Source organism: Paenibacillus sp. 11B, from assembly GCF_030487755.1.
GTDB lineage: Bacteria > Bacillota > Bacilli > Paenibacillales > Paenibacillaceae > Paenibacillus > Paenibacillus vandeheii.
Genome location: NZ_JAUKNS010000007.1, coordinates 34394 through 56966, shown reverse-complemented (window position 1 = coordinate 56966; position 22573 = coordinate 34394). Strand labels below are relative to the sequence as shown.

Below are 22573 nucleotides of genomic sequence, written 5' to 3'. Positions count from 1 at the left end.
TTATATGATTTATCACTTTAATGCTTCTACAATCGTCTTAGTGTTGTGGCGAATCATGCCGATATACGTTCCTTCTTCCGTTCCCTCAGCACCCATTGCATCCGAGAACAGTTCTCCACCAATGCTTACCGTATGTCCTTTTTCGGCTGCCCCGGCAATAATCGCTTCCATTGCCTTTGCCGGTACGCTGGATTCTACAAATACAGCCTTGATATGGTTATCCACGAGGTAATCCCGCAGCTCACTAACATCCCTCGCACCATACTCGGCTGCTGTACTGATTCCTTGAAGCCCCATCACTTTCATGCCATAGGCTTGGCCAAAGTAACTAAAGGCATCATGCGCCGTAACCAATACTCGACTGGCTTCCGGAATCTCCTGGATTTTTTCCCGCACTTCGTTATCCAATGCTTCCAGTTTCGCTAGATATTGCTCTGCCTGGGTCTTGTACTCCTCTGCATGTTCCGGATCTGCTTCCACGAGTGTATCGCGCACAGCCTCTGCCGCATGCATCCAGTGGCTGACATCAAACCAAACGTGTGGATCGTATTCGGTGCCGCCTGTATCTTCTCCTGATCGCAATTCATCCGCCGGAATTTTCTCCGATACAGCCGTTACTATTTTGCTCTTGGACATTTTCTCCAAAATGTCTGTCATTTTACCTTCGAGGTGCAGTCCGTTGTAAAAAACGACTTTCGCTTGCTCCAGCTTCCGAATATCTCCCTGCGAAGCCTTGTACAAGTGAGGATCGACACCGGGGCCCATCAGCCCGGTTACGTCAACATATGCCCCTCCGACCTCACGCGCTACATCCGCAATCATGCCTGTTGTGGCTGTAACCTGTACCTTCCCCTCACTGCCTTCCGTTTCCGCTGTACTTGAGCAGGCCGTTAGTACGATCACCAATACAACAGCAGCAAGCGTCATCAAACCTCTCTGAATGCTCCTCATCTTCACCATTAACAATCTAAATCTCCCCTTTCCCTCTACTAACATAATTGTCCTAATCTAATTTTGTTGTACAAGGTATTAAAATTTATACACGACTAATAATGTTTCCCTTGTGCAAATTTTAGCTGATGCAAAAAAAAAAGGCAAGGGATAATTTCCCCTGCCTGTCCAAATGAGTATGATGGCCATTTAATTAGCTTGTTTGTCTTTTTTGCTTATCTGTCCTAATTCTTCTGCGCTGCTTCACGTTACTCTGTATCTTTCGCCTGATCTTTCTTCCCTTTTGGAGTCCCATCAAGGCCATAAACTTCATCGTATGCATCGAAAATTTTGCGTGCAATCGGAGATGCACTGACCGATCCAAAACCACCTTCGGGTACAACAACGGCTATAGCCAGCTTCGGATTATCCCGTGGTGCAAATGCGATAAACACCCCGTTTTCCTTCTTGTTCGGTCCTGTTCCCTGCTCCGAGGTTCCTGTTTTTCTCGCATAATCGTAGGGAAAACCTTCAAACGAACTTACTCTGGTGACCATGCCCTTATGCACTTCATTCCAGTATGCATCAGCAAAATCAACCTCGTTTAACACTTTTGGTTTGATTTTCTTGACCACATTGCCATCAGCGTCACGAATTTCTTTTACCAAATGAGGTTCCATCCGTTTACCCTTATTCGCAAGCATTGTGGTATATTGCGCGAGTTGAAGCGTTGTATATTTACCTTGCTGTCCAAATGAGGCAAACGCGAGACGTGTAAGACCTGATTCGTCATTTTTACTATTATATTCCAAAGTACCTAGATACTCTTTCGGAAGATCCACTCCTGTAGATACTCCCAAACCGAACTCTTTCATATGTTCGTCCCACACTTTTACACCCTTGGTCGCCCCATATTTGTTATAAAGGCCCTTACCCACCATATCGATCATAAAAGCATTGGAAGATTTTTCAATCGCTCTTCTAGCCGTAATAGAGCCGTTAAATGCCGAGTGTGAATTCCTAACCTTTCTTCCATCTTTACCTAATGTAGCATAGCCTTGGTCATAATAGGTTTGCCCTGTACTGAACAAACCTTCTTTCAATCCAATTAGTACACTAAGAGGCTTAATAACGGAACCCAACAAAACAACGGACTCGGCCTTTTTACCTGATTCATTAGGAGGGAACGACTCCGTGGTTCCGTTGCGGAATACATACTTGATCTTGTCATAGTCCCAATCATTCGGATCATAGTCCGGCATACTCGCCATAGCCACTACGTTGCCTGTATCCACTTCCATGGCTACCGCATATCCCGTAATGGCCTTAGGCAACTTCCTCAATTCATCTGTAATAGCTTGTTGTGCAACCATCTGAATCTCCTTGTTGATGGTTGTAATTAGACTATACCCCTTTTCAGGTGGGGTCAGATTCATCGTTCCGTCTGGCAAATTGCGTGCATCAATATCAATGGACTGGTAGCCACTACGTCCACGAAGTTCCTCCTGATATTGCAGTTCCAATCCGTCAAAGCCTACCTTCTCTTCTTCGTGATAAACAAGACCCGGGTCACGCAGGGTACTTGCAGATTCACGAATGGCTTTATATTTTTTAAGGGTGTCCGGTGCCCGCTTGAATTCTCTTGTATAGCCGACCACCTGAACGGCTACCCCATCCGGATCGTATTTTCGGACATTTTCCTCAAGGACCATAACACCCGGAAATTCCGCTTTTTTCTCCATGAAATAGGCGATCTCTTTGGTTGTTAAATCGGATTTGACCAACCTTGGTACATATCCAAATGTCTTCTGATAATCCAAATCCAGTCGCCTCACAATCTCTTCTGCATCTGGTTGTTCTTTGTCCCCCGGGTTAAACTTCTTAAATACAGCCGCCAGTTCATCAGCAAGTTCCTGCGCTTCCTGCTTGCGGTCATCATTTCTATAATCCTCATACAACAACACATAAAGGGACTGCACAGGCTCCGAATAAGCGAGCGCGACCTTCCCTGTCGCATCATAGATGGGGCCACGCACAGGTGCAAGCGGAATATCTTTAGTATTACGGCTGGTCTCCATATAAGTCAGTTCAGGTCCCTCGACAAATTGCACAAAAGCCAGCCTGAAAATAAGGATACTAAATATAACAAACGCAGCGAAAAAAAACATGTTCATTCTTACACTAGACGGCTTGTTGACCGGCGGATCTTCATTGGACATTTTCCTTTTCCTCAATCGGTTAAACATGGGATAAACCTCTCCGTTCTTATGTAAAAGTAGATTAATCGATCAGCACGTTTTGCATCATTCAACTCAAATAACATCCTTTCTTCATACAAGTCTATCAAAGGTCAACTGCCATGTCCTCCAGATTTTGGTTACATTTTCGTAAACAGAAGAGACATATGCGGATTCTTTCGAGACGATGTCAATACAGACATATCGTTAATCTCTTTAATCCTGAAATAAATTTTCATTCTATTATAAAAACGTGGCATGCACGATGTTTGTTACATATTGATTTGCATCAGCTTATGAGCAAAAGGACTCTCAGTCCTGGAAAACGTAAAAGAGAGGCCCCTCGAAAGGGTCCTCTCTTTGGATTCAAAGACTCACATTACTGTGTATTTGATTCTTTATTTTTATCTTTTTTTGGTACACCGTCCAGACCAAACTCCTCGTCATACGCATCGAAGATCGCACGAGCTACCGGAGCCGCACTGCTCGAACCAAAGCCCCCTTCAGGGATAACCACAGCTACAGCCAGCTTCGGATTGTTACGTGGTGCATAAGCGATAAATACCCCGTTATCCACCAATTTGCCTCCGACTAACTGTGTGGATGTACCTGTTTTTCTTGCAAAGTCATAAGGGAATCCACTAAACGCTGTTACTTCGGTTGCCATGCCCCGCTGTACTTCATTCCAGTAAGCATCATTAAAATCGACTGTGCTGAGCACTTTCGGTTTCATTTTCTCAACCACATTGCCTTCTGAATCACGGAACTCACTGACTAATTGTGGCTGCATTCGTTTTCCTTTATTCGCTAGCATCGTAGCATACTGTGCCAGCTGCATTGTTGTATACTTCCCTTGTTGTCCAAAGGAGGCATATACCAGACGTGTTAAAGAACTCTCCAATTCATTCTCATATTCTTTGAGACCAGACTTCTCATTAGGCAAGTCTACCCCTGTAGACACACCAAGACCGAATTGCTCCATGTACTTATCCCATACGCCAATTCCCTTGGCGCCATACTTGGAGTACAGCTTCTTACCAATTTCGTCAATCATAAACACGTTAGAAGAATGACGAATCGCATCACGAGGAGTTAACGAACCATACACGTGACCGGAGGAGTTCTGTACTCTGCGGTTATCCCCACCAAAAGTCGTTGAACCTCTGTCTGAATAAACTGTATTTGTAGTGAAGAAACCTTCCTTCAAACCAATCAATACACTGAGCGGTTTGATTGTGGAACCAAGCAATACAACAGATTCCGCCCGTTTACCCGAATCGTCTGGCGGGAAGCCACGAATGGTACCATTTTGATAAATATATTTTATTCTATCGTAATCTTCAGTACTTATACCGCCAGTTCTCCACACATTAGTGTCGTAATCTGGCATACTGGCAGCAGCAACAATCTTCCCTGTATCCACTTCCATTGCGACTGCAAAACCTGTTTTTGCATTGGGATGCAGCTTACCGGAGACCTGATGTGTATGCAGCCAGCTTAGTTGATCCATTATCGCCTGTTCTGTCTTCACCTGAACATTTTTGTTAATGGTTGTAATTAGGTCATACCCTTTTTCGGGTGGGGTAGAGCCTGCTACACCTTCAGGCAAGTTCCGCAAATCAACATCAACGGAGTTATAACCGCTTTTCCCCCGCAGAACATCCTGATATTGCAGTTCCAGTCCATCAAAGCCAACAAACTCATTTTCGGTATATACAAGACCTGGGTCAGTTTGCTTTTTATTGGCCTCATCGACCTCTTTGTATTTATTGAGTGTTTTGGAGCTTTTGAACTTTTTGAGATAACCAATCGTCTGCACAGCTACCGTATCCGGATCATAGTAGCGCACACTTTCCTCTACAATCTGAATTCCCTTGAATTCATCCTTGTGCTGCAGAAAATAGGCTACTTCCTCATCGGACAGATCACTCTTGATCAGACGTGGCATGAACCCGTTTGCTTTACGCGAATTGAGATCCATGGCTTCTAAGATGTTATCGACCGTAAGGGCCTCGGAATCTTTTTTCTTATACTGCTCAAAAACATCATGCAGCCGGGTGGCGATGTCCTCCACTTCCGCTATATTCGGATTAGGCTTGCCATCCACATCCCCATAATTTTTGTATAAGGTCAGATACAAGGATTGAATCGGCTTGGAGTAAGCCAGCTTCACCTCGCCCGTGGAATCATAGATAGTGCCTCTCACGGGAGCGAGCGGTACATCTTTGGTAATGTTGCTCGCTTCCTCCTGACTCAGCTCAGGCCCTTCCACGAATTGCAAAAATGCCAGCCGCACAATAATAACGCTAAAAATAACAAAGGAAGCGAAGAAAAATACGTTCATCCGGTAACTGAAGCGCCGCTTGTCCGTAAGTTCGTCCTTCTCTTTTGAATGATTGTTCATTCATCCTACCTCTTTCATGACTTGATGCATACCGTCCAGACTATACAGCCCCGGCATGATAACCTGGCAACGTCGTCATCTCCCGGACCCCTGTCCGGCGTAATGTTAAGCTGATTGATCTTTCAGATGGGTATCGGCAAAGTTAGGAGGATTGAACCAATCGCCACTGATTGCCCACGTGGGGTCAAGCGGAATCCAGCTTTCCGAATCACTCAAATATATTTCATTCCAGGCATGTGGACCATATCCACCCTGCCCGTTATAACCAAGGCCTGTAACCACTTTGACTTCCAGCCCCTGTGAACGAGCCATGACCGCATATAGACGAGCGTAATCAATACATACGCCTTCACGTGTATCAAATGTATTTTGCGGCGTCTGCTCGTGCCATATGCCCTTTTGCTCATAGTCATCCACTTTACCATAGTCATATTGAATGCGAGAACCTACCCAGTCATATAATGCCCTGGCTTTGGCTTCATCTGTCGTTTGGCCTTTCACAATTTCTTTTGCCGCAGATTCAATATCCGCAGGAATGTTATGGTCAACGACTTCATACTTGCGTTGCAGGATGGCGCCCAGTTCCTTTTGGACGGCTTGGGTAAACACGGGCAGCTTGTCCTTGATAAATGTACCGGATAATGGCTCTATGACCGATTTGGCTCCTTGCATATAAATGGGCGAAGCCTCCACGTATCGACTAAACATGCTGCCCGGATAGAGACTGACTATCATGAACAGTACGGCAATCACAATCATCCCGCGCACGGAGCCAATGACTGTACCAATCACAGCACCCGTAAAGCGGCTGAAAAATCCTTTTGGTCTGCTCTCTTGCTCTGCTGAACTGTATCTTCTTCGGAAAATAAGGGAAGAGAGCAAGCCGAGAAGCAAGCGGATGAAGCCATAACTAAGCACAAACAACACGGCAAACCGCATGAGCGGAAAATCAGCGATGGCCGTAATCAATGTATAATACATCTGTTCCCACCGGTTCAGCTCACGGTTTGGCATGTCTGCGACATGCACAGACAACCATTGCTGAACATATGGCGCAAGCCATAATGTTAAACCGATGGATAATAGAATACCGATGACCGCCATAATGCCATCCATGAGGAATCCAAAGAGTCTTCCCGCAGAACGCGAAGCACCTCTGGACCATCCCTGAAGCAATGAAGCGGCCACAATCAGCAACAGCATAATCGTTATGCCATTGAATTCTTTCAGACTGTCCAGCCAATTTTGCAGCACGTATCCATTCCTCCTTTACTACGAAGTCGGTGCTGTTCCGTTCTCCTGTGCCTGTTTGACAAAAGTTCGTATCGTTTCATTGTCGACCTTCCATTCACCCAGTGAGATCCCCCGAAATGTAACATCGACTTTATCCGAATTCGTTCTGCCTTTAATCTCCACATTGGGGCTTGTGATGGTGTATGCACCATCCTGCCCTTTGATGTATGTCGCTTTGGAAGCTTCCTTGAGCATCATGCTGGTCGCTTCCTTCTTCAATGTGTCCATTGTACTCGATTGTACATCAGTAACTGTCTGTTTGATCTGATCGATGGAGATGCCGCTGTATATCAGTAGAGCCGCAATAATGATGATGGCAATCGCCCATTTCAATACGGTTTTGACCACATTCAGAACAAAGAACAAAATGATCAACGCAACCACGATCACCAGCCAGTTCTGCATCACAAACTCTTTGATTACTTCTATGTTCATGACTACACCTTCCGTATTAGAGTTGATTATTAACACTTCCCGAATATTATACATGATTTCCGAAGCTGCTGTCAGCTAAGCCCTCCTATGTAAAAATAAACGGTCTAAGTTCGTCCCGCCGGGCGTACAAGTAGTACCATGAGGTTCTGTCCAAGGAACGGGGAACATGTCATGACCAGTTATTGAATATGCATCGCTTAACAAGGAGGGGCTTATGTGAAAACGGCCATCTGGCTATATCTATTTTTGTTCCTTGCTGTTTTTGATCTGCACGCCCAGTATCCAATTTTGACCCCTTTCGCTATCTCGCTCGGGGCAGCCCCTACCTTCATCGGCTGGATGATGGGCATCTATTCCTTGACTCATCTCCCAGGCAATCTGATCGCCGGAACCCAAATCGACAAACATGGCAGTCGTCGTTACATTGTATTCAGTTTGCTGGGCGCAGGGATCATTTTGCTTATTCAAGCACAAATTCACACGCCTTGGCAGCTGCTCGCCCTGCGGGCCATCAGCGGATTTGTACTTGCTTTTCTGTCTCCAGCCTGTCTCGCACTGCTTGCACAATTATCAAGTGATCCGATTAAGCAAGGCAAGTATATGTCAGGCCATGGCGTTGTACATACACTCGCATCCGTGGTATCCCCCGCCGCAGGCGCACTAATTGTCGGAGCTCTTGGATTTTCCGCCACCTTTGCAAGTCTAGGTTATCTGCTCATTCTGTCTGGCGTTATCGCATGGTTATCCATGCCCAAAGGCGTTCCTGAAGTTCAACATGAAAAAGTGACCGAGCCCGCCAAGCCTAGCAACCCAGTTGAAGAGAAAAGAAAGTTCCTGCCTGTATCCTGGCGATACTTTGCTCTGCCTCTTGTCATTGCTTGTGCCCAAGGAATCCTATTTTTTGAACTGCCTCTGCGCGGAGGCGGACATTCGTCCATGATGTCTACCGGACTTTTGTTTTCTATTATCAGCATTGGAGCATTATTTACCCTAAGCATGCTGTTTCTCAACCGATATTCCCCCAAACTGCGGTTGATTGCGGGTGTGCTGCTGATGTCTTTATGTTTCTTTGCTATGGCGGCGATACCACAGATTCCGTTGTCTTCCGTACTCTTCGTTCTGGGGATGTCTAAAGGAATTATTTTCCCTGCCATGGCAACACTCTTTATCCGCTTAAGCGGGGGAAACAAGCTGGGGCGCATCTTCTCATTGCAATCCATTGCTACCTCCATCGGCTCTTTTATTGGTCCGATCACCGCAGGGCAGCTGCGTGTGGGTCTGTCTCCATATTTCATTGCCTTTGTATTATTGATGATTGGTATCATGCTGCTCCCTTACTTCACAGCCAGACGTGAAGCTTCCCTGTCTGATCCCAAAAGCATACTTGGTTAACCGTATCAAGATGATGATCTATATCTGACCCTTTGACAACAGAAAAGCTTGTTTTTTCTTGGCTTTGCATCATTCCCCCATTTACAGCTAAACTATATAAAATGGACTGATGTTTTACACACGAACGAAGTGACTTCTGGAGCATAACCTTCTTCATCTTCAAGATTTCTCTTTCTTAAATTAGGAATGGATGATCAGTGGAAGATAGTAGTGAAGGGGACGGAATCGATTCTGAAGAAGCGGTAGCGTTCGCCTTTGTCTCCGAAATGTTATACCTTTGAAGAGTAAATTCAGAACATTTGGAGACAACAGCGATCGGAAGAACGATCCGTAACCGGAACGGCCACTGTTGGTTAGGCATTCCCTTCAGATGTGAAAAAAAGTTAGAAATCAGAGGTGTTTCTGTCAGGTGTCGCTCGTGTGAAAATTAGAAGGTCCATTTTATATAATCCAGTCGATTTTCGCTGCAACATTTCCCGGGGAATGTCGACATAAGCTCTCGATCAAGAGGTGAATATGATGCCTATTCATGTCATTGTGGAAGGTAAGAATGACCGCAGCAAACTAAAACGTCTTGTAGGACCCGAAATCAACATTTTGTGCACGTTTGGAACACTGAATTCGCTCAAGCTTGAGTCGCTGCGCAAACAGGTTGGTTATGATGAGGTCTACTTATTTATGGATAATGACAGTTCAGGCAAGAAAATCAGAGGTGTTCTCCGAGATGCCTTCCCGGATGCTGTACAGATGTATACGCGCCGCGGTTATGCGGGTGTGGAAGGAACCCCTGACGAATACATTATCGCCCAGCTGGAGAAAGCAGGATTAGAATCGTATATCCAATATCCTGAATTCCCCTCGTTTTAGAAAAAACAGAAAGAGGCTGCTCCTGGGTATTCATTCAACCCAAGAAGCAGCCTCTTTATTTGGTTTGTCCATGATGAACACATTTATTCCTTGATCAGATTGCGTATATCCTCCGCAATGACTGCGGGTTCAACATCCTCTGTATTAAACGCGTTGTATACCTTCCGCAGCTGGTTATTCCGATCCACCAGTCCAATCATGTTCATATGGGCAAAATCATCCTTGTTCTCACCCTCAATGAGGATCTGGAATGAGTCCTTGGCGAGCTGCTTCGTTTTATCCATATCCCCCCGCAGGAAGTACCAGCCTTCATAATCCGCGTGGAATCGATCTGCAAATTCCTTGATTTTCTCCTTGGTATCCACTTTCGGGTCAAACGAGATGGACACAAACGAAACATCCTTGCCAAAGGTATCGTCCTCTTTCAACAGGTCCTGCACCTGAGATAACGTAAACGTCGTAATTGGGCACACATCTGGACAGCTGGTGAAATAAAAGTAGAACAAACGCACCTTGCCTTTGGTATCATCCAGAGATATTGTGCTTCCATCCACATTTTCCATTGAAAAGGATTGAATCTCCCGAATTTCGGGTAATTTTTCCTTGCTGGCGAATACGGTGCCCCACATTAAATACACTGCCATAATCAGTGCAAGCCCTAGCAGCATCCACGTCCATTTATACTTTTCCAGCATCATTATCGTCCCTTCCGATATCAGATCATATGAATACGCATACATAAAACTTTAACGGTTTTCGATAAAATTCATGGACTCTTGAATCCTGATTTTTATGATAATTCCTCATTCCCACACCACTCTGATGCATATGTATACGAAGAACCCAACCGACAATGGGCTCCCATGTTATTGTAACGGTTCCGCGGACATGTGCCCATGTATTTGTTTTTACAGTATTTCATGCTGCTTATTTGTGCACTGTATCCAGAATCATCAATATAAAACTCAAGGATAGATAGTTAATGGAGTAAAGGAATACCTTTTTGGCCCAAGCATCTGTATTTTTTGCACGAAAGCCTATGAGTGCGTAGTACAGCCACAGCACAGAAAGTATCAGTGAAACGGTAAGATAGAAGATTCCTGCGTACCCGTAGGCATACATGAGAATCGGGACAAAGATCTGCAAAACCAGATATGGAATCATCTGAATCTTGGTCCGTTCAATACCTTTCACAACCGGCAATAGCGGAAATCCGCCAGCCCGATAATCTTCCACCCTGCGGATCGCCAGCGCCCAGAAGTGTGGAGGCTGCCATAGAAACAACATGGCCAGAAGCAGCCAAGCGCCAAGATCCAAACGTCCGGTTACCTCGACATACCCGATGACTGCGGCATAGCACCAGACAGACCACCAATGGAGGTGCTCCATGTCGACGAACGCTTCAACCAGAGGGTGTACATAATCACATAGACAAACATGCCAAACATGCCGCATAATCCGGCAAGTGCCCCGGAAAAGGAAAAGAGTACGAATAATCCAAGCACACCCAATATAATGGCATAGGATAGAACAACTTTGGGTGTTAAACGTCCTGTTGGCAAGGACCTGTTGCGAGTACGTTCCATTTTGAGATCCAGTTCAAGGTCAAAGTAATTATTAAATACACAAGAAGAAGCCATAATCAGTACCGTTCCGAGCAGGGTCAGCATCAATTTGCCATAGTCGATGTCCCACTGGGATGCAAGCCAAAAGCCACCAAAAACCGCAATAAGGTTGGTTCGAAGAATGCCCGGTTTCGTAATATGGATAAAATCTTTCCAAGTCCCCGATTTCGTCGGAGGCGCAGATCGTGATGCCGAATCGGAAGAAGCCTGGTATCTCAATGGATTGTCCACGCTTGCAGATCCCCCTTGCTTTTGATCTCATGGAGGTTTCTCTCTCTGCCTCCGATATAAAGTTTATCACAGGAAAAGGAAAAAGAGTTTGACAATGATCGTACAATTGCTGTCAATTGAGCAGGTTCTTGTCATATCTTTGGAAATTAGGTGTTTTGCTTCCCGGTAGGCGGATAATATACACTATATATGGGTATCACCTAGATAGAGAGGCAATACGCATTAACGATACACCACACAAAGGAGACGTTTATGGATACTTCTACACATTTTGTCATGGGGATTGGTTTGGCCGGTCTGGCTTATGTCGATCCTGTTGTCGCGACGAGTCCCATGCTTGCAGCCGCGGTCATGGTTGGCACCATTGCAGGCTCGCAGGCCCCTGACATCGATACTGCGTTGCGTCTCAAAAGCAACTCGCTCTATATCCGGAATCACCGGGGCATGTCCCATTCACTGCCATTTCTCCTGTTATGGGTTCTACTCATCACCGGCGTCATTGCACTGATCTTTCCCGGTGTCGCTGTTGGACACGTCGCGGCCTGGACTGCTGTCGCCGTATGCGTTCACGTTTTTACGGATTTGTTCAATACCTATGGAACCCAGGCAGCACGACCTTTTACAGAACGCTGGATTGCCTGGAACATCATTCATATTTTTGATCCGTTTCTGTTTACTACACATGTGCTGGCCATTTTGTTATGGGCCTTCGATCTGATCGCCCCTGCTCCACTCTTTGTTTCACTGTATATTTTGATTGGCTTGTATTATGTATGGCGCACGATAGCACGTGCTATGGCTGTTAGACAGGTGAAGCGAATCGACAAATATAATGCTGAGGCTCATTATATGGTGATCCCTACGATATCCTGGAACCGATGGCATGTAGTGAAAAGATATGCAGACGGCAGTTATGAGATTGGCAAGATGGATCATTCCGTCCTAACCTGGAATCTCCATGCTTCATCTTCCACTCATGCCGCTGTTGCCGCCTCACGCAAATCTCCTGAAGTCACTGCATTTCTGTACTTCACGTCCTATGCTGTCGCAGAGGTGGAAGAATTACCAGCAGGATATAAGGTACGCTGGGCAGATGTGCGTTATCGACACCGCAAACAGTACCCCTTTGTCGCTGTGGTCGTTATGGACCGAAATTTCGAGACGATTGATACGTATGTCGGATGGTTAAGTGACGAGAAAATGGATAAAAAACTTTTATCCGCACGCTCTTGACGAAAGGTGCATGGAAGGGCACAATCAGACATAGGAACTGATGCGCGAGAAAGCCCGGAGCGTTTCCGCTCCGGGCTTCTGCTTGTTGCTGTTTGGTTATAATGAATTATTTGCCAGACCCAGCCAAAGACTGCTCAGCGATTTGTACCAGACGTTTGGTGATGTACCCGCCCAGAGATCCTGTTTCACGGGAAGTGTAGTTACCGTAGTAACCGTCTTGTGGAATAGTTACACCCAGTTCTTGTGCAGCTTCCATTTTCAATTGTTGCAGTGCTGAATTTGCTTGAGGTACCACCAAGTTGTTAGAACGAGATCCTTGAGCCATATTTAAAATCTCCCTTCAATCTGTGTCTGTAATGTATTGCAAGCTTGCAAGGTTATTATGGCTCGTACGCTTCAGGTTATACGGAATCTCATTAAATATTTGTATGGAGGTTTTTCCCAATGAGCAAGGGTTTATCATTATGGTTTGCATTCTCTTCGATTATGTTGTTAGCGGTTACGGCGATCATGATCTCGTACTCTGGCTGGTTGGCTTCGCTGCTGTTTGTCGTATCCGTTGCCAACATCGGCTGGGGATTCGTTATTCGCGCAAAGAAAGAGCGTCGGGAAGGTCGGACCACTTCGGAAACCACTTCTTGACCCTGTAAACTTCAAACTTCTAGGTTAGGTAGTACGAAACGATACTAAAGAGGAGCCCTGTCAGGGCTCCTCTTTAGTATGTGAACAATTCATTTACTTTAGGCCACTTGCCTCGTTCTACTACAGCGTACGTCTAGGAACAAACCCCATACGATCTTTAACTGCATGAAGTGTTTGAGAAGCCACCGCTTCTGCACGACGAGCTGAGGTTTCTAGAATATCGGCCAATTCGCCAGACTCGCGAATCTCACGATACCGTTCCTGTAGAGGTTCGATAACGGATACTACCACTTCAGCCAGTTCTTTTTTGAACGGACCATACATTTTGCCTTCATAGCGTTCCGCTACTTCCTTCAAGGTCAGGCCTGCGCATTCAGCGTAGATACTCATCAGATTGCTGACTTCAGGTTTGTTTGCCGGATCATATACAACTTCAGTACCGGAATCCGTTGTGGCACGGCTAATTTTTTTGCGGATCACATCCGGCGGATCAAGCAAGGCAATGTAGCTGCCTGCATTGGGATTACTTTTGCTCATTTTGGAAGAAGCATCGTCCAGAGACATTACACGAGCACCCACCTGTGGAATATAAGGGTCTGGAATCGTGAAATACTCCCCATAACGGTGGTTAAAGCGTCCTGCCAGATCGCGTGTCAGTTCCAAATGCTGCTTCTGGTCCTCGCCTACTGGAACAAGGTCAGCATTATACAGCAAAATATCAGCAGCCATTAATGAAGGATATACGAATAGTCCGGCGCCAACGGAATCTTTACCGGAGGATTTGTCCTTGAATTGAGTCATGCGTTCGAGTTCACCCATCGAAGTCAGAGTGGTCATCAACCAGCCCAATTCCGCGTGCTGGGGTACATGGGATTGCAGAAACACATTAGATTTCGCAGGATCGATTCCAGCTGCAATAAACAATGCAGCTACCGCCTCGGACTGCTCACGCAGCGCTGCCGGCTCTTGAGCTACTGTTACAGCGTGAAGATCAACTACCATAAAGTGACATTGGTAGTCATGCTGCAATTTCACAAAGTTTTTAATTGCCCCGATGTAGTTGCCCAATGTGAGCTTGCCACTTGGCTGAATTCCGGAAAGTACTGTTTTCATTTCACATAACGCCTCCCTGTGTCTAGTTATGGATGACCAAATGGGTATATTTCTAAACCTTTGGCGGCATCCAGCTATTCTTCTATTCTCAGCGGACGCAAAAAGGCCTCACATCCGCAAGGGACGTGAGACCGTGGTGCCACCCTTATTCGCATTTCTCCATTCCTCTAGACCTGATTAGATCATGTGGAAGAAATGCCTTCATTTCTCCGTAACGTGGAGGATACGTCCGATTCTACTATGGATAGTCTAAGATCAGACTGCGCCTGTTCAAATCAGCACTCAAGGGTCCATTCGGTAAAGAGTTCCCACCGGTTCACATCACCCACCGGCTTTCTGAAGAGAGTTCTCATGACTTACTTATCCCTGTCATCGTTTTAATTATTATTCGTTGGATAAAACACAGCTTTCAGAATTCCATCTTAATGCGCCGAGACCAGAATGTCAAAATGGAAAGAGCTTTTTTTACCCACTCCGCCGAAATCTGTTATGATGGAATTGCTTATCCTGATCACCAGCATTCATTCGGAATGCTAATCGGATAAGTGGCATGTACACAATGACACGCCTGCAACGGCAGATAGGCATAGCCGTTTGCAGACAGATTTCAAGTGGGAAAAGGAGCATCGATATGAAACAAGTGACCAAAGGCCAATGGAATGGTTACGACACGTATATCCTACATAGCCGTGAATTGGAGATTACCCTGCTGCCGCGTCTTGGAAACAATATTATTTCGATTCGCGATCTCGTGCAGGGCCGCGAAGTCGTTCGCAGTCCGAAAGAAGATGAACTTGCTTTTTACTTGCAGAAGCCGTATCACTTCGGCGTTCCGCTGCTGGTTCCGCCAGGCCGCATTCATCGAGGACAATTCGATTATGAGGGAGTCCATTACCAATTCGATCAGAATACGGCCAATGACAACCATATTCACGGCCTCCACCGCAGCCAGTCCTGGTGTGTCAGCGACATCGAAGAAGATGAAGACGGTTGTGCAATTACAACGGAATTATTAACTGAAAATGAAGAGCATTGGATGGCTCAATTTCCAATTCCTCTGAAGCTTGAGATGACGTTCAGACTGCAAAACGCTGTGTTAAGCCAGCGTCTGCGAGTAACCAATCTGAGCTCCACTCCTGCTCCTTTTGGAATGGGATATCATACATGGTTTCTGCTTGACGGCAAACCTGCCGAATGGACACTTCAACTTCCTGTTTCCGGAATCTACGGCCTGAATGAAGAGCAACTTCCCACAGGAGAGATTGAACCTCTCGGTGAATGGTCAGCTTTGAACGAAGCCATGAACATGCAAGGACGAAACTGGGATACTATTTTGAAAGCTGCAGAAGGACAATCCGCGGTAGCTCACTTGCGCAGGCAGGACGGATATATGTTGAAATATTCAGCAGATGAAGCATTTTTCAAACATTGGGTCCTCTTCACAAAGGGCGAATCCGATCAATTTCTGTGCATTGAACCCTACACCTGGCTCCCTGATGCACCCAATTTGCATTTAACAGATGAGCAAACGGGACTGATTCGTTTGGAACCTCAACAGCCCGTTGAGCTTTTTACACGTATTGAGATTGTTCCGCCAACCGAGAAATAATCTTGTACTCTCAAGATTTTTCTATGGGATATTGCCCCTTTATTTACCATTTATTTGCGTAGCCGATCCATACTGGGTCGGCTTTTTTCATGTTATCTCTCATCTTGTTTATCCAAATTTTACCTTACTCCATATCATGCATATTTCCTTATTCTCTAACCATACTAACATCACCAAGCCATAAGGAGGTGACACACATGTACGGAGGTCAAAACCAAGGAAATAGAAATTCTTCAAACAATTTGGTTGTTCCTCAAGCTACTGCAGCTTTGCAACAATTGAAAATGGAAGCTGCACAAGAGCTGGGTGTAACAATTCCCCAAGACGGTTACTACGGTAACTACACTTCCCGTGAGACAGGTTCTCTGGGTGGTTACATCACTAAACGTCTGGTCCAAATCGCTGAGCAGCAATTATCGGGTCGTTCGTAAGCTCGTAATTCGCGCTCGTATATGCAACAACAAAAAGCGGCCTTCCTCGGAAGTGCCGCTTTCCTGTGTGCTCATCACAATTAAGAAGTCGACTCCATGCCTGAATCCATGTATGTATTGGTTCTAGGATAACGAATCATCAGGTTCGCCATATTATAGTTGGACTCCATCGTGGCATCAACCAAAATCATCCCTTGTCTTACTGTAAAGTCATATGCAATTTCTCCATGAGTCCAATTACGCTTGAATTTTAAAGTCTCCAGTGCCATTGCACGGAAAGAAGAGCGCTGGTTTTCGTTTAATCCACCGTCCTCCACTTCCATTTGACCATCACGTCCGGTTATCGGATTATGTCGAATTCCAAACTTCCCAATAACATTATTTCGTATTTGCACAAAAACTACACCTGAATCTAAACCTGATAATTCATGATCAAGCTCTTTGAACACCAAATCCAATTGTCGTGCTAATGAAAGCTGGTCAATTTTTACCATAACGCTCCTCCTTTGTGCACTTCATCCTACAAAACAAGGACTTACGACTCATTATATGACAACATATGTGGTCATTCAACAAAGACAAACAAACTTGGGTAAATATAACTATAATTTGCACAATTAATTGCCATTTTGCGTCCTTCAAGCGAGTTATTTCTCTTAATTGCGACAAATTATTTAGCAGAAGACAAATATAAAAAAAGGACAAAAAAGACTGCAAACCTGTGTGCGTTTACACAGTTTTGCAGCCCCGTTACATATATAGGCATCCTATTTAGCGGATTCTGTCATCTTAAGAAATTGATCAATATCGGCAATGACCAGGTTCGCAGCATTTTGCCAGAAATCAGGTTGCGTGAGATCCGTACCCAGATGTTTCTGAGCCAGTTCTTCTACCGTCATTCGGCCCGTATCCCGCAGCAAATCATCGTATTTATCGGCAAATGCCGTGCCTTCTTCCTGCGCTCTGGCATAGATGCCTGCACTGAACATATATCCGAACGTATACGGGAAGTTGTAGAATGGTACACCTGTCAGATAGAAATGAAGCTTGGATGCCCAGAAATGCGGATGATCGGATGCAAGTGCACCACAGAACGCTTCCTGCTGTGCCTCCACCATGAGCTTGGACAGCTCATCTGCATTCACCAAACCTTTTTTGCGTTGCTCATAGAACCGATTCTCGAACAGGAAACGAGCGTGAATATTCATGAAGAACGCAACACTTCGTTGAATCTTGTCTTCAAGCAGAGCGAGCTTCTCTTGCTCATCCGTTGCGGACTGAACCAGGGCATCCGCTACAATCAGTTCAGCAAAGGTAGATGCCGTCTCCGCCACATTCATGGCGTATCGTTGATTCAAGGCCGGCAGCTCTTCCATAATATGCTGATGATAGCCATGACCGAGTTCATGGGCAAGTGTCGACACATTCGACGGCGTCCCAGAGAAGGTCATGAAAATACGTGTTGCTTTGCTGAGTGGCAATGAAGTACAGAATCCTCCTGGACGCTTGCCAGGACGGTCCTCTGCTTCAATCCAGCGTTTCTCAAACGCCATCTCTGCAAATTTGGAAAGTTTGGGACTAAACTTGGCGAATTGATCAACAATATTGATGGCCGCCTCATCATAGGTGACTTTTCCACCCGACTTGCCTACTGGTGCATCAACGTCACTCCAGCTGAGTTTCTCTACACCGAGCAGTTTCGCCTTGCGTTCCAAATATTGAACCAATGCAGGTTTAGCACCATTAATTACGTTCCACATCGTATCGAGCGTCTGACGCGACATCCGGTTAATCGCCAATGGTTCTTTGAGAATGTCATCCCAACCACGCTTCTCATACAATTTGAGACGGAAGCCAGCGAGATGATTCAATGTATCTGCGCAGAAGTCTTCGACATCAGTCCAAGCCTGTTCCCAGTTAGCGAATACAGTTTCGCGTACATTACGGTCACTGTCGCTCAGCTTGTTGGCAGCCTGACCTGCAGACAGCATTACCGTTTCACCATTTTGTTCAAATGGAATGTTAACCTTGCTTACAATGGTGTTATAGAATTTGCCCCAGCCATGGTAACCATCTACGCCGAGATCAAGTGCAAGTCCTTCAAGCTCCGGAGACAGCTTCTCACGAGCTTGCGTACGGCTCTCGTTCAGTGCAAAGGCAAGCGGCTGAATATTCTCCCGGGCAATCCATGCTTCCCACACCGAGTCTGTCGTCTGGCTAAGTACATTATCGAATTGGGACTTGGTACTGTTCAACATCGCGCCAAGAGAACTCATGGTTCCCTGAAGCTGAATTGCCTTTTTATCATTTTGGTTTTGTGAAGAAAGACAGGAGACAAATGCAGACCCTTCCGAAATTCGCATATAACAGCTCTGCAGCAGTTCCAGGATCGGGTCGAACGCATTTGTTTCTTCCAGCGACTTGGGCGCAGGTGTTTCCTTCAAAAGGACTTGCAGCTTGCGTACATCCTGCTCCAGCTCAATTAAATAAGCAGCGAAAGATTCGGAGGCAGATCCTCCACTAAAAATGGACTCCAGATCCCAGACGGGTTGTAATGGTGTTTTCATTTAAATAAGGCCCCTCTCTCAGTAGAATGTATAATTAACCTTGAATTAGAACTGGTTTTATAAGCGCTATATCTCTATACTAGAGAAATAGTTTAAGCTATTTCAGGAGGTCATCGTATGAAACCTTTACAAGTCTCGGCTGACACAGCCGTCAAATTAGCAGAATCTCTGGGTGTTCCCCTCGAACATCTGATGCATATGCCGCAGCATATCCTGATGCAGAAAATCGCCGAACTGGCCAAACAAGAAGCGGCTAAACCTGCCTCTACGGAAGGCGAGCAAGAATGATTCCCTTTGAAAACAGCTGGCCTTACGATATTGTAATGGGGGACATTTATGTACAGCAATGTCCGTACTGCCATGCGAACAATGTACTGCTGCCACTCAAACCGAAGGAGCTTGTACGCATTCGTGAAGGCAAAAAGAAATTGCTGGTCTTTCCTTGTTGTAATACCAGTATGACTGTCGTCGACAACGATAGTGATTACTTGCTATCCAGTCGTCCTGTCCGCAATTAGAGAACAACTGTCACTTATCAAATGGGGCTACGTTTCGTAGCCTCTTTGTCTGCTTCAATCATTTCAGCTGGCAGCTCCATTTTGCCCGAAATCATCTGTTCCCGCAGCAATGCCCACTGCTCCCGTGAAGAACGAATCATGGCAGCATCGGTAATGCGCTTGTCATGAATGACTCGGCCGAACCATTTTACAGCCTCATGGAAACGACCTACCCTGCGATTCAACTCCCCCAGCAGATACAACAGCTTGGCTTCATTACCGCCAGTGCCTTCCCGTTCAAAAACCTTTACGTAAGCATCCAGGCTAAATTCGAGAAAGCGGTTTTCCTGGGTATGATCCTCCATATACCGATAAAGCCAGGCAATATGATGCAGCAGACCCGCAACGACACGATCTTTCTCCTGAATAACCTGAGCACACAACAATCCAAGCTTGTATGAATCCATCGCCTGTTCAAGTGTCCGCGCACCGCTATAGTCTCGTTTCACCCAGCGATTGCCGATTTGCTCCTTAAAATCCTTGCGCTGTTTATCGTTTAATTGTTCTGTCGAATTCTCCGTCGAAGCGAATCCACAAGTCGGACAGATTCGTACAACATAGAAATCCGGATTCTCCCGCTTGTAGTAAGCACAAAAATCGGAATCCGTCCGGTATGGCCGTTTCAAGCTTGGTCTTACGCGTGAGGTGTCATACTCGGTCTCGCAATAATGACATTTCACCTTTACCTTATACAGGGGCTCTAATTCCACTCCGTCCATCCCTCTCCCATATGCGTGTAATCGGAACTAAGGTGTATTCACAAAATGATGTGCTGGCCCCGACAATCGCTGCAGGACGAAAGAATGCAACGGTTCTTCCACACCGACCTGTGTCAACGCTTGATCCATACATGCGAGCCAAGCTTCTGCCCGTTCAACCGTCACTTCAAAATGCATATGGCGGGCACGCATCATTGGATGACCAAAAGCCTCGGAAAATAATGCTGGTCCACCGAAGAACTGAGACAAAAACATGTATTGCTTGTCGATTACCGGCTGAATATTCTCTGGAAAAAGAGGTGCCAGCTTCTCATTCTGCTGAACAATCGGATAAAAAGCTTCAACCAGTGCGCGAACGCCTGCCTCCCCACCGAGATTGTCGTAGATGCTCAAACTAGGATTCATTGTTTCCCCTCCTTTCAGTGTCGAATTTTGACATATATTACACTCCCATGCTTAATTATGAAAGGAGATTCAAGAACAAGGCCAAGAACGCCTTTATCTTCATTCTATCAAAAAAATCCCAAAAGTCCTATATAACATGAAAGGGTTATGGTTCCACATAGCCATGACTCGTACAGGTCTATCTCGTACTGAAGGCACAAAAAAAGCGCCAAACGTGAGGTTTGGCGCACCAGATATTTCATTAATAACTTCGCCAGTCCTCTTCTTCAGAGCGCACAAGCGAGGCACGTATAACATAAACAAAAGCACAAACCAGGATTCCGGTGACAAGACTCATAATCATCACTCCATCCGATTTAATTCCACCTTCTAGAACATATGAGGTGACGTTCAGGCGTTTTTATTATTTTAGCATACATCTCTTAAAAACACAGCCACTTTTGCAAGCGCTTTCTAAACATTAATTTGTACTGTTTGTCCGCTTTGTCTCATATATTGATGGCAAAAGCACGAACGCTCTGCTGCACACTGACCATTCCAAAAATAAAGGAGAAGAATTCATGGCCGCTTCACAACGAATCACCCATGTCCTGATCCCACTAGCTCTCCTGATCCTGTGTGTGCTGATGGTGCTGTTTCCGGCGGAAACCTGGCATGCAGGTGTTCGTGGACTATCCATTTGGTGGGACGTACTTTTCCCCTCCCTTTTTCCCTTTCTGGTGCTATCCGAGCTGCTCCTCGGATTCGGCATTGTTCATTTTTTGGGTACCCTCTTAAATCCACTTATGCGTCCGCTATTTCGTGTTCCCGGGAGCGGCGGCTTTGTGTTTGCCGTCAGCTGTGCTTCCGGTTATCCCACTGGAGCCAAATTGACCGCACAATTGTGGGAGCAAAAATTGGTTACTCGGGAAGAAGGTGAACGCCTCGTTGCCTTCACCACATCATCCGATCCCATTTTCATGATTGGAGCCGTATCGGTCGGTTTTTTTCATAATGTTGCTATCGCTCCAATACTGGTCACATCGCATTATGGTGCTGCTTTTCTTGTGGGCCTGCTTATGCGGTTCCATGGCGGCGACTCTGTTAAGGAACAACCGTCAATTATCGATTCTCCCTCCGCCTCCAAAGAGGTTCACAGAAACAGGCTGATCCGAGCCATTTATGCAATGCACGAGGCAAGAAAGGCGGATGGACGGGCATTTGGTGAATTGTTGCGCCAAGCCATCTCCTCATCCCTTCGCCTTATTATTATCGTAGGAGGGTTAGTTGTATTCTTCTCCGTCATGATGGAGTTACTCGTGCAAACCGGATGGCTCGGCGGATTATATGCGATTACGGAACAATTGCTTCTATATACGGGATTTCCCCCAGCCTTATCCCATAGCCTTGTAGGCGGATTATTCGAAGTCACTTTGGGAGCCAAAGAAGCAGGGGGGGCCGGCATATCCATTCCACTCGTGTATAAAGCTGCTGCTGCTGCCTTCGTCCTTTCCTGGGGAGGATTATCCGTTCATGCCCAAATTATGAGTGTCCTGAGCAGCACTCCAATGAGATATGGACCCTTTCTGTTTGCCAGAGCCATCCATGCTCTGATTGCACCCATACTTGTACTTTTGCTATGGATACCGATGATGGGTGATTTGGAATCGCCTGTTTTGTTCCAAACCGGTGTCATGCCGGAATTATCTTTGTATACACCAGACTGGGGACAGATCCTGTTTTCAGGGGCGGCTGTATGGGGAGGCATAATCCTTTTACTGCTGATGCTTTCTCTGATGAGTCCCTTTTTCTTACCCCGACGTATGAAAAAATGAGCCTTCCAGTGCGTTTATATTCAAATGAATATCAATCCGACATTGTGTTCTTCTCTGGAATTGATTATC

21 protein-coding genes, 1 pseudogene and 1 other annotated feature are annotated in these 22573 nt (G+C 45.8%); of the genes and pseudogenes, 9 read left to right on the top strand and 13 right to left on the bottom strand.

Going from position 1 to position 22573, the window contains the following annotated elements; genetic code table 11:
* Nucleotides 1–12: 12 nt before the first annotated feature.
* From Q0V21_RS26090 to Q0V21_RS26070, 5 genes are all read right to left on the bottom strand, one after another.
* Complete coding sequence (locus Q0V21_RS26090) at nucleotides 13–960, bottom strand: metal ABC transporter solute-binding protein, Zn/Mn family (protein WP_301881257.1); 948 nt, start codon at nucleotides 958–960, stop codon at nucleotides 13–15.
* 239 nt (nucleotides 961–1199) lie between these two features.
* Complete coding sequence (locus tag Q0V21_RS26085; protein WP_301881256.1) at nucleotides 1200–3149, bottom strand: peptidoglycan D,D-transpeptidase FtsI family protein; 1950 nt, start codon at nucleotides 3147–3149, stop codon at nucleotides 1200–1202.
* 397 nt (nucleotides 3150–3546) lie between these two features.
* On the bottom strand, nucleotides 3547–5571 hold the full coding sequence (locus tag Q0V21_RS26080; protein ID WP_301881254.1) for a peptidoglycan D,D-transpeptidase FtsI family protein: 2025 nt from the start codon (nucleotides 5569–5571) through the stop codon (nucleotides 3547–3549).
* 105 nt (nucleotides 5572–5676) lie between these two features.
* A complete protein-coding gene (locus Q0V21_RS26075) occupies nucleotides 5677–6774 on the bottom strand; it encodes a transglutaminase domain-containing protein (protein WP_443146353.1) in 1098 nt (365 codons plus the stop codon).
* A gap of 69 nt (nucleotides 6775–6843) precedes the next feature.
* On the bottom strand, nucleotides 6844–7299 hold the full coding sequence (locus Q0V21_RS26070) for an ATPase (protein ID WP_301881251.1): 456 nt from the start codon (nucleotides 7297–7299) through the stop codon (nucleotides 6844–6846).
* Between the two features lie 216 nt (nucleotides 7300–7515).
* Here Q0V21_RS26070 and Q0V21_RS26065 point away from each other — a divergent pair, with 216 nt between their 5' ends.
* Both Q0V21_RS26065 and Q0V21_RS26060 read left to right on the top strand, forming a co-directional pair.
* Nucleotides 7516–8691 (top strand): MFS transporter, encoded by a 1176-nt coding sequence (locus Q0V21_RS26065; protein ID WP_301881250.1) that lies wholly within the window; start codon nucleotides 7516–7518, stop codon nucleotides 8689–8691.
* A gap of 519 nt (nucleotides 8692–9210) precedes the next feature.
* Nucleotides 9211–9558, top strand: coding sequence for a toprim domain-containing protein (locus Q0V21_RS26060; protein WP_024631255.1), 348 nt, complete (start codon nucleotides 9211–9213; stop codon nucleotides 9556–9558).
* Between the two features lie 83 nt (nucleotides 9559–9641).
* Here Q0V21_RS26060 and Q0V21_RS26055 read toward each other — a convergent pair whose 3' ends face one another.
* Together Q0V21_RS26055 and cyoE are read right to left on the bottom strand one after the other, a co-directional pair.
* Complete coding sequence (locus tag Q0V21_RS26055; RefSeq protein ID WP_483312389.1) at nucleotides 9642–10253, bottom strand: SCO family protein; 612 nt, start codon at nucleotides 10251–10253, stop codon at nucleotides 9642–9644.
* A 232-nt stretch (nucleotides 10254–10485) separates the two neighbouring features.
* Nucleotides 10486–11414 (bottom strand): annotated as a pseudogene (cyoE, locus tag Q0V21_RS26050) (heme o synthase).
* A gap of 252 nt (nucleotides 11415–11666) precedes the next feature.
* On the opposite strand from cyoE, the gene Q0V21_RS26045 reads away from it, so the two are divergent.
* The gene (locus tag Q0V21_RS26045) at nucleotides 11667–12647 is read left to right on the top strand and encodes a metal-dependent hydrolase (protein ID WP_301881248.1); all 981 of its coding nucleotides are present in this window, start codon (nucleotides 11667–11669) and stop codon (nucleotides 12645–12647) included.
* A gap of 106 nt (nucleotides 12648–12753) precedes the next feature.
* On the opposite strand, the gene Q0V21_RS26040 is transcribed toward Q0V21_RS26045, so the two are convergent.
* Nucleotides 12754–12972: an alpha/beta-type small acid-soluble spore protein gene (locus Q0V21_RS26040; protein WP_024634589.1), complete on the bottom strand. Its 219-nt coding sequence runs from the start codon at nucleotides 12970–12972 to the stop codon at nucleotides 12754–12756.
* Nucleotides 12973–13091: 119 nt separating this feature from the next.
* On the opposite strand from Q0V21_RS26040, the gene Q0V21_RS26035 reads away from it, so the two are divergent.
* Nucleotides 13092–13289, top strand: coding sequence for a hypothetical protein (locus Q0V21_RS26035; RefSeq protein WP_079348948.1), 198 nt, complete (start codon nucleotides 13092–13094; stop codon nucleotides 13287–13289).
* A 120-nt stretch (nucleotides 13290–13409) separates the two neighbouring features.
* Here Q0V21_RS26035 and trpS read toward each other — a convergent pair whose 3' ends face one another.
* Entirely contained in the window at nucleotides 13410–14402 is a 993-nt protein-coding gene (trpS, locus tag Q0V21_RS26030) for a tryptophan--tRNA ligase (protein WP_024634308.1), read from the bottom strand.
* 116 nt (nucleotides 14403–14518) lie between these two features.
* Nucleotides 14519–14784: a binding site (T-box leader), on the bottom strand.
* Nucleotides 14785–15033: 249 nt separating this feature from the next.
* Between trpS and Q0V21_RS26025 the strand changes: the two genes are divergently transcribed.
* A complete protein-coding gene (locus Q0V21_RS26025; RefSeq protein ID WP_301881245.1) occupies nucleotides 15034–16011 on the top strand; it encodes an aldose 1-epimerase in 978 nt (325 codons plus the stop codon).
* A 197-nt stretch (nucleotides 16012–16208) separates the two neighbouring features.
* Nucleotides 16209–16442, top strand: coding sequence for an alpha/beta-type small acid-soluble spore protein (locus tag Q0V21_RS26020; RefSeq protein WP_079348951.1), 234 nt, complete (start codon nucleotides 16209–16211; stop codon nucleotides 16440–16442).
* Nucleotides 16443–16522: 80 nt separating this feature from the next.
* On the opposite strand, the gene Q0V21_RS26015 is transcribed toward Q0V21_RS26020, so the two are convergent.
* Both Q0V21_RS26015 and Q0V21_RS26010 read right to left on the bottom strand, forming a co-directional pair.
* The gene (locus tag Q0V21_RS26015) at nucleotides 16523–16936 is read right to left on the bottom strand and encodes an O-methyltransferase (RefSeq protein ID WP_079348952.1); all 414 of its coding nucleotides are present in this window, start codon (nucleotides 16934–16936) and stop codon (nucleotides 16523–16525) included.
* A 273-nt stretch (nucleotides 16937–17209) separates the two neighbouring features.
* Nucleotides 17210–19009 carry a M3 family oligoendopeptidase gene (locus tag Q0V21_RS26010; protein ID WP_301881242.1) on the bottom strand — a complete coding sequence of 600 codons (1800 nt, stop codon included), beginning with the start codon at nucleotides 19007–19009 and terminating at the stop codon, nucleotides 17210–17212.
* Nucleotides 19010–19126: 117 nt separating this feature from the next.
* On the opposite strand from Q0V21_RS26010, the gene Q0V21_RS26005 reads away from it, so the two are divergent.
* Nucleotides 19127–19297, top strand: a complete 171-nt coding sequence (locus Q0V21_RS26005; protein ID WP_079348954.1) for a YycC family protein — start codon at nucleotides 19127–19129, stop codon at nucleotides 19295–19297.
* Nucleotides 19294–19527 (top strand): hypothetical protein, encoded by a 234-nt coding sequence (locus Q0V21_RS26000; protein ID WP_024634407.1) that lies wholly within the window; start codon nucleotides 19294–19296, stop codon nucleotides 19525–19527. The genes Q0V21_RS26005 and Q0V21_RS26000 overlap by 4 nt, the downstream gene beginning before the upstream one ends.
* A 17-nt stretch (nucleotides 19528–19544) precedes the next feature.
* On the opposite strand, the gene Q0V21_RS25995 is transcribed toward Q0V21_RS26000, so the two are convergent.
* Nucleotides 19545–20276, bottom strand: a complete 732-nt coding sequence (locus Q0V21_RS25995; protein WP_079348977.1) for a DUF2225 domain-containing protein — start codon at nucleotides 20274–20276, stop codon at nucleotides 19545–19547.
* Between the two features lie 36 nt (nucleotides 20277–20312).
* Nucleotides 20313–20690, bottom strand: a complete 378-nt coding sequence (locus Q0V21_RS25990; protein WP_024634405.1) for a globin domain-containing protein — start codon at nucleotides 20688–20690, stop codon at nucleotides 20313–20315.
* A 560-nt stretch (nucleotides 20691–21250) separates the two neighbouring features.
* On the opposite strand from Q0V21_RS25990, the gene ylbJ reads away from it, so the two are divergent.
* The gene (ylbJ, locus tag Q0V21_RS25985) at nucleotides 21251–22504 is read left to right on the top strand and encodes a sporulation integral membrane protein YlbJ (protein WP_079348955.1); all 1254 of its coding nucleotides are present in this window, start codon (nucleotides 21251–21253) and stop codon (nucleotides 22502–22504) included.
* The last annotated feature ends 69 nt before the right edge of the window (nucleotides 22505–22573 follow it).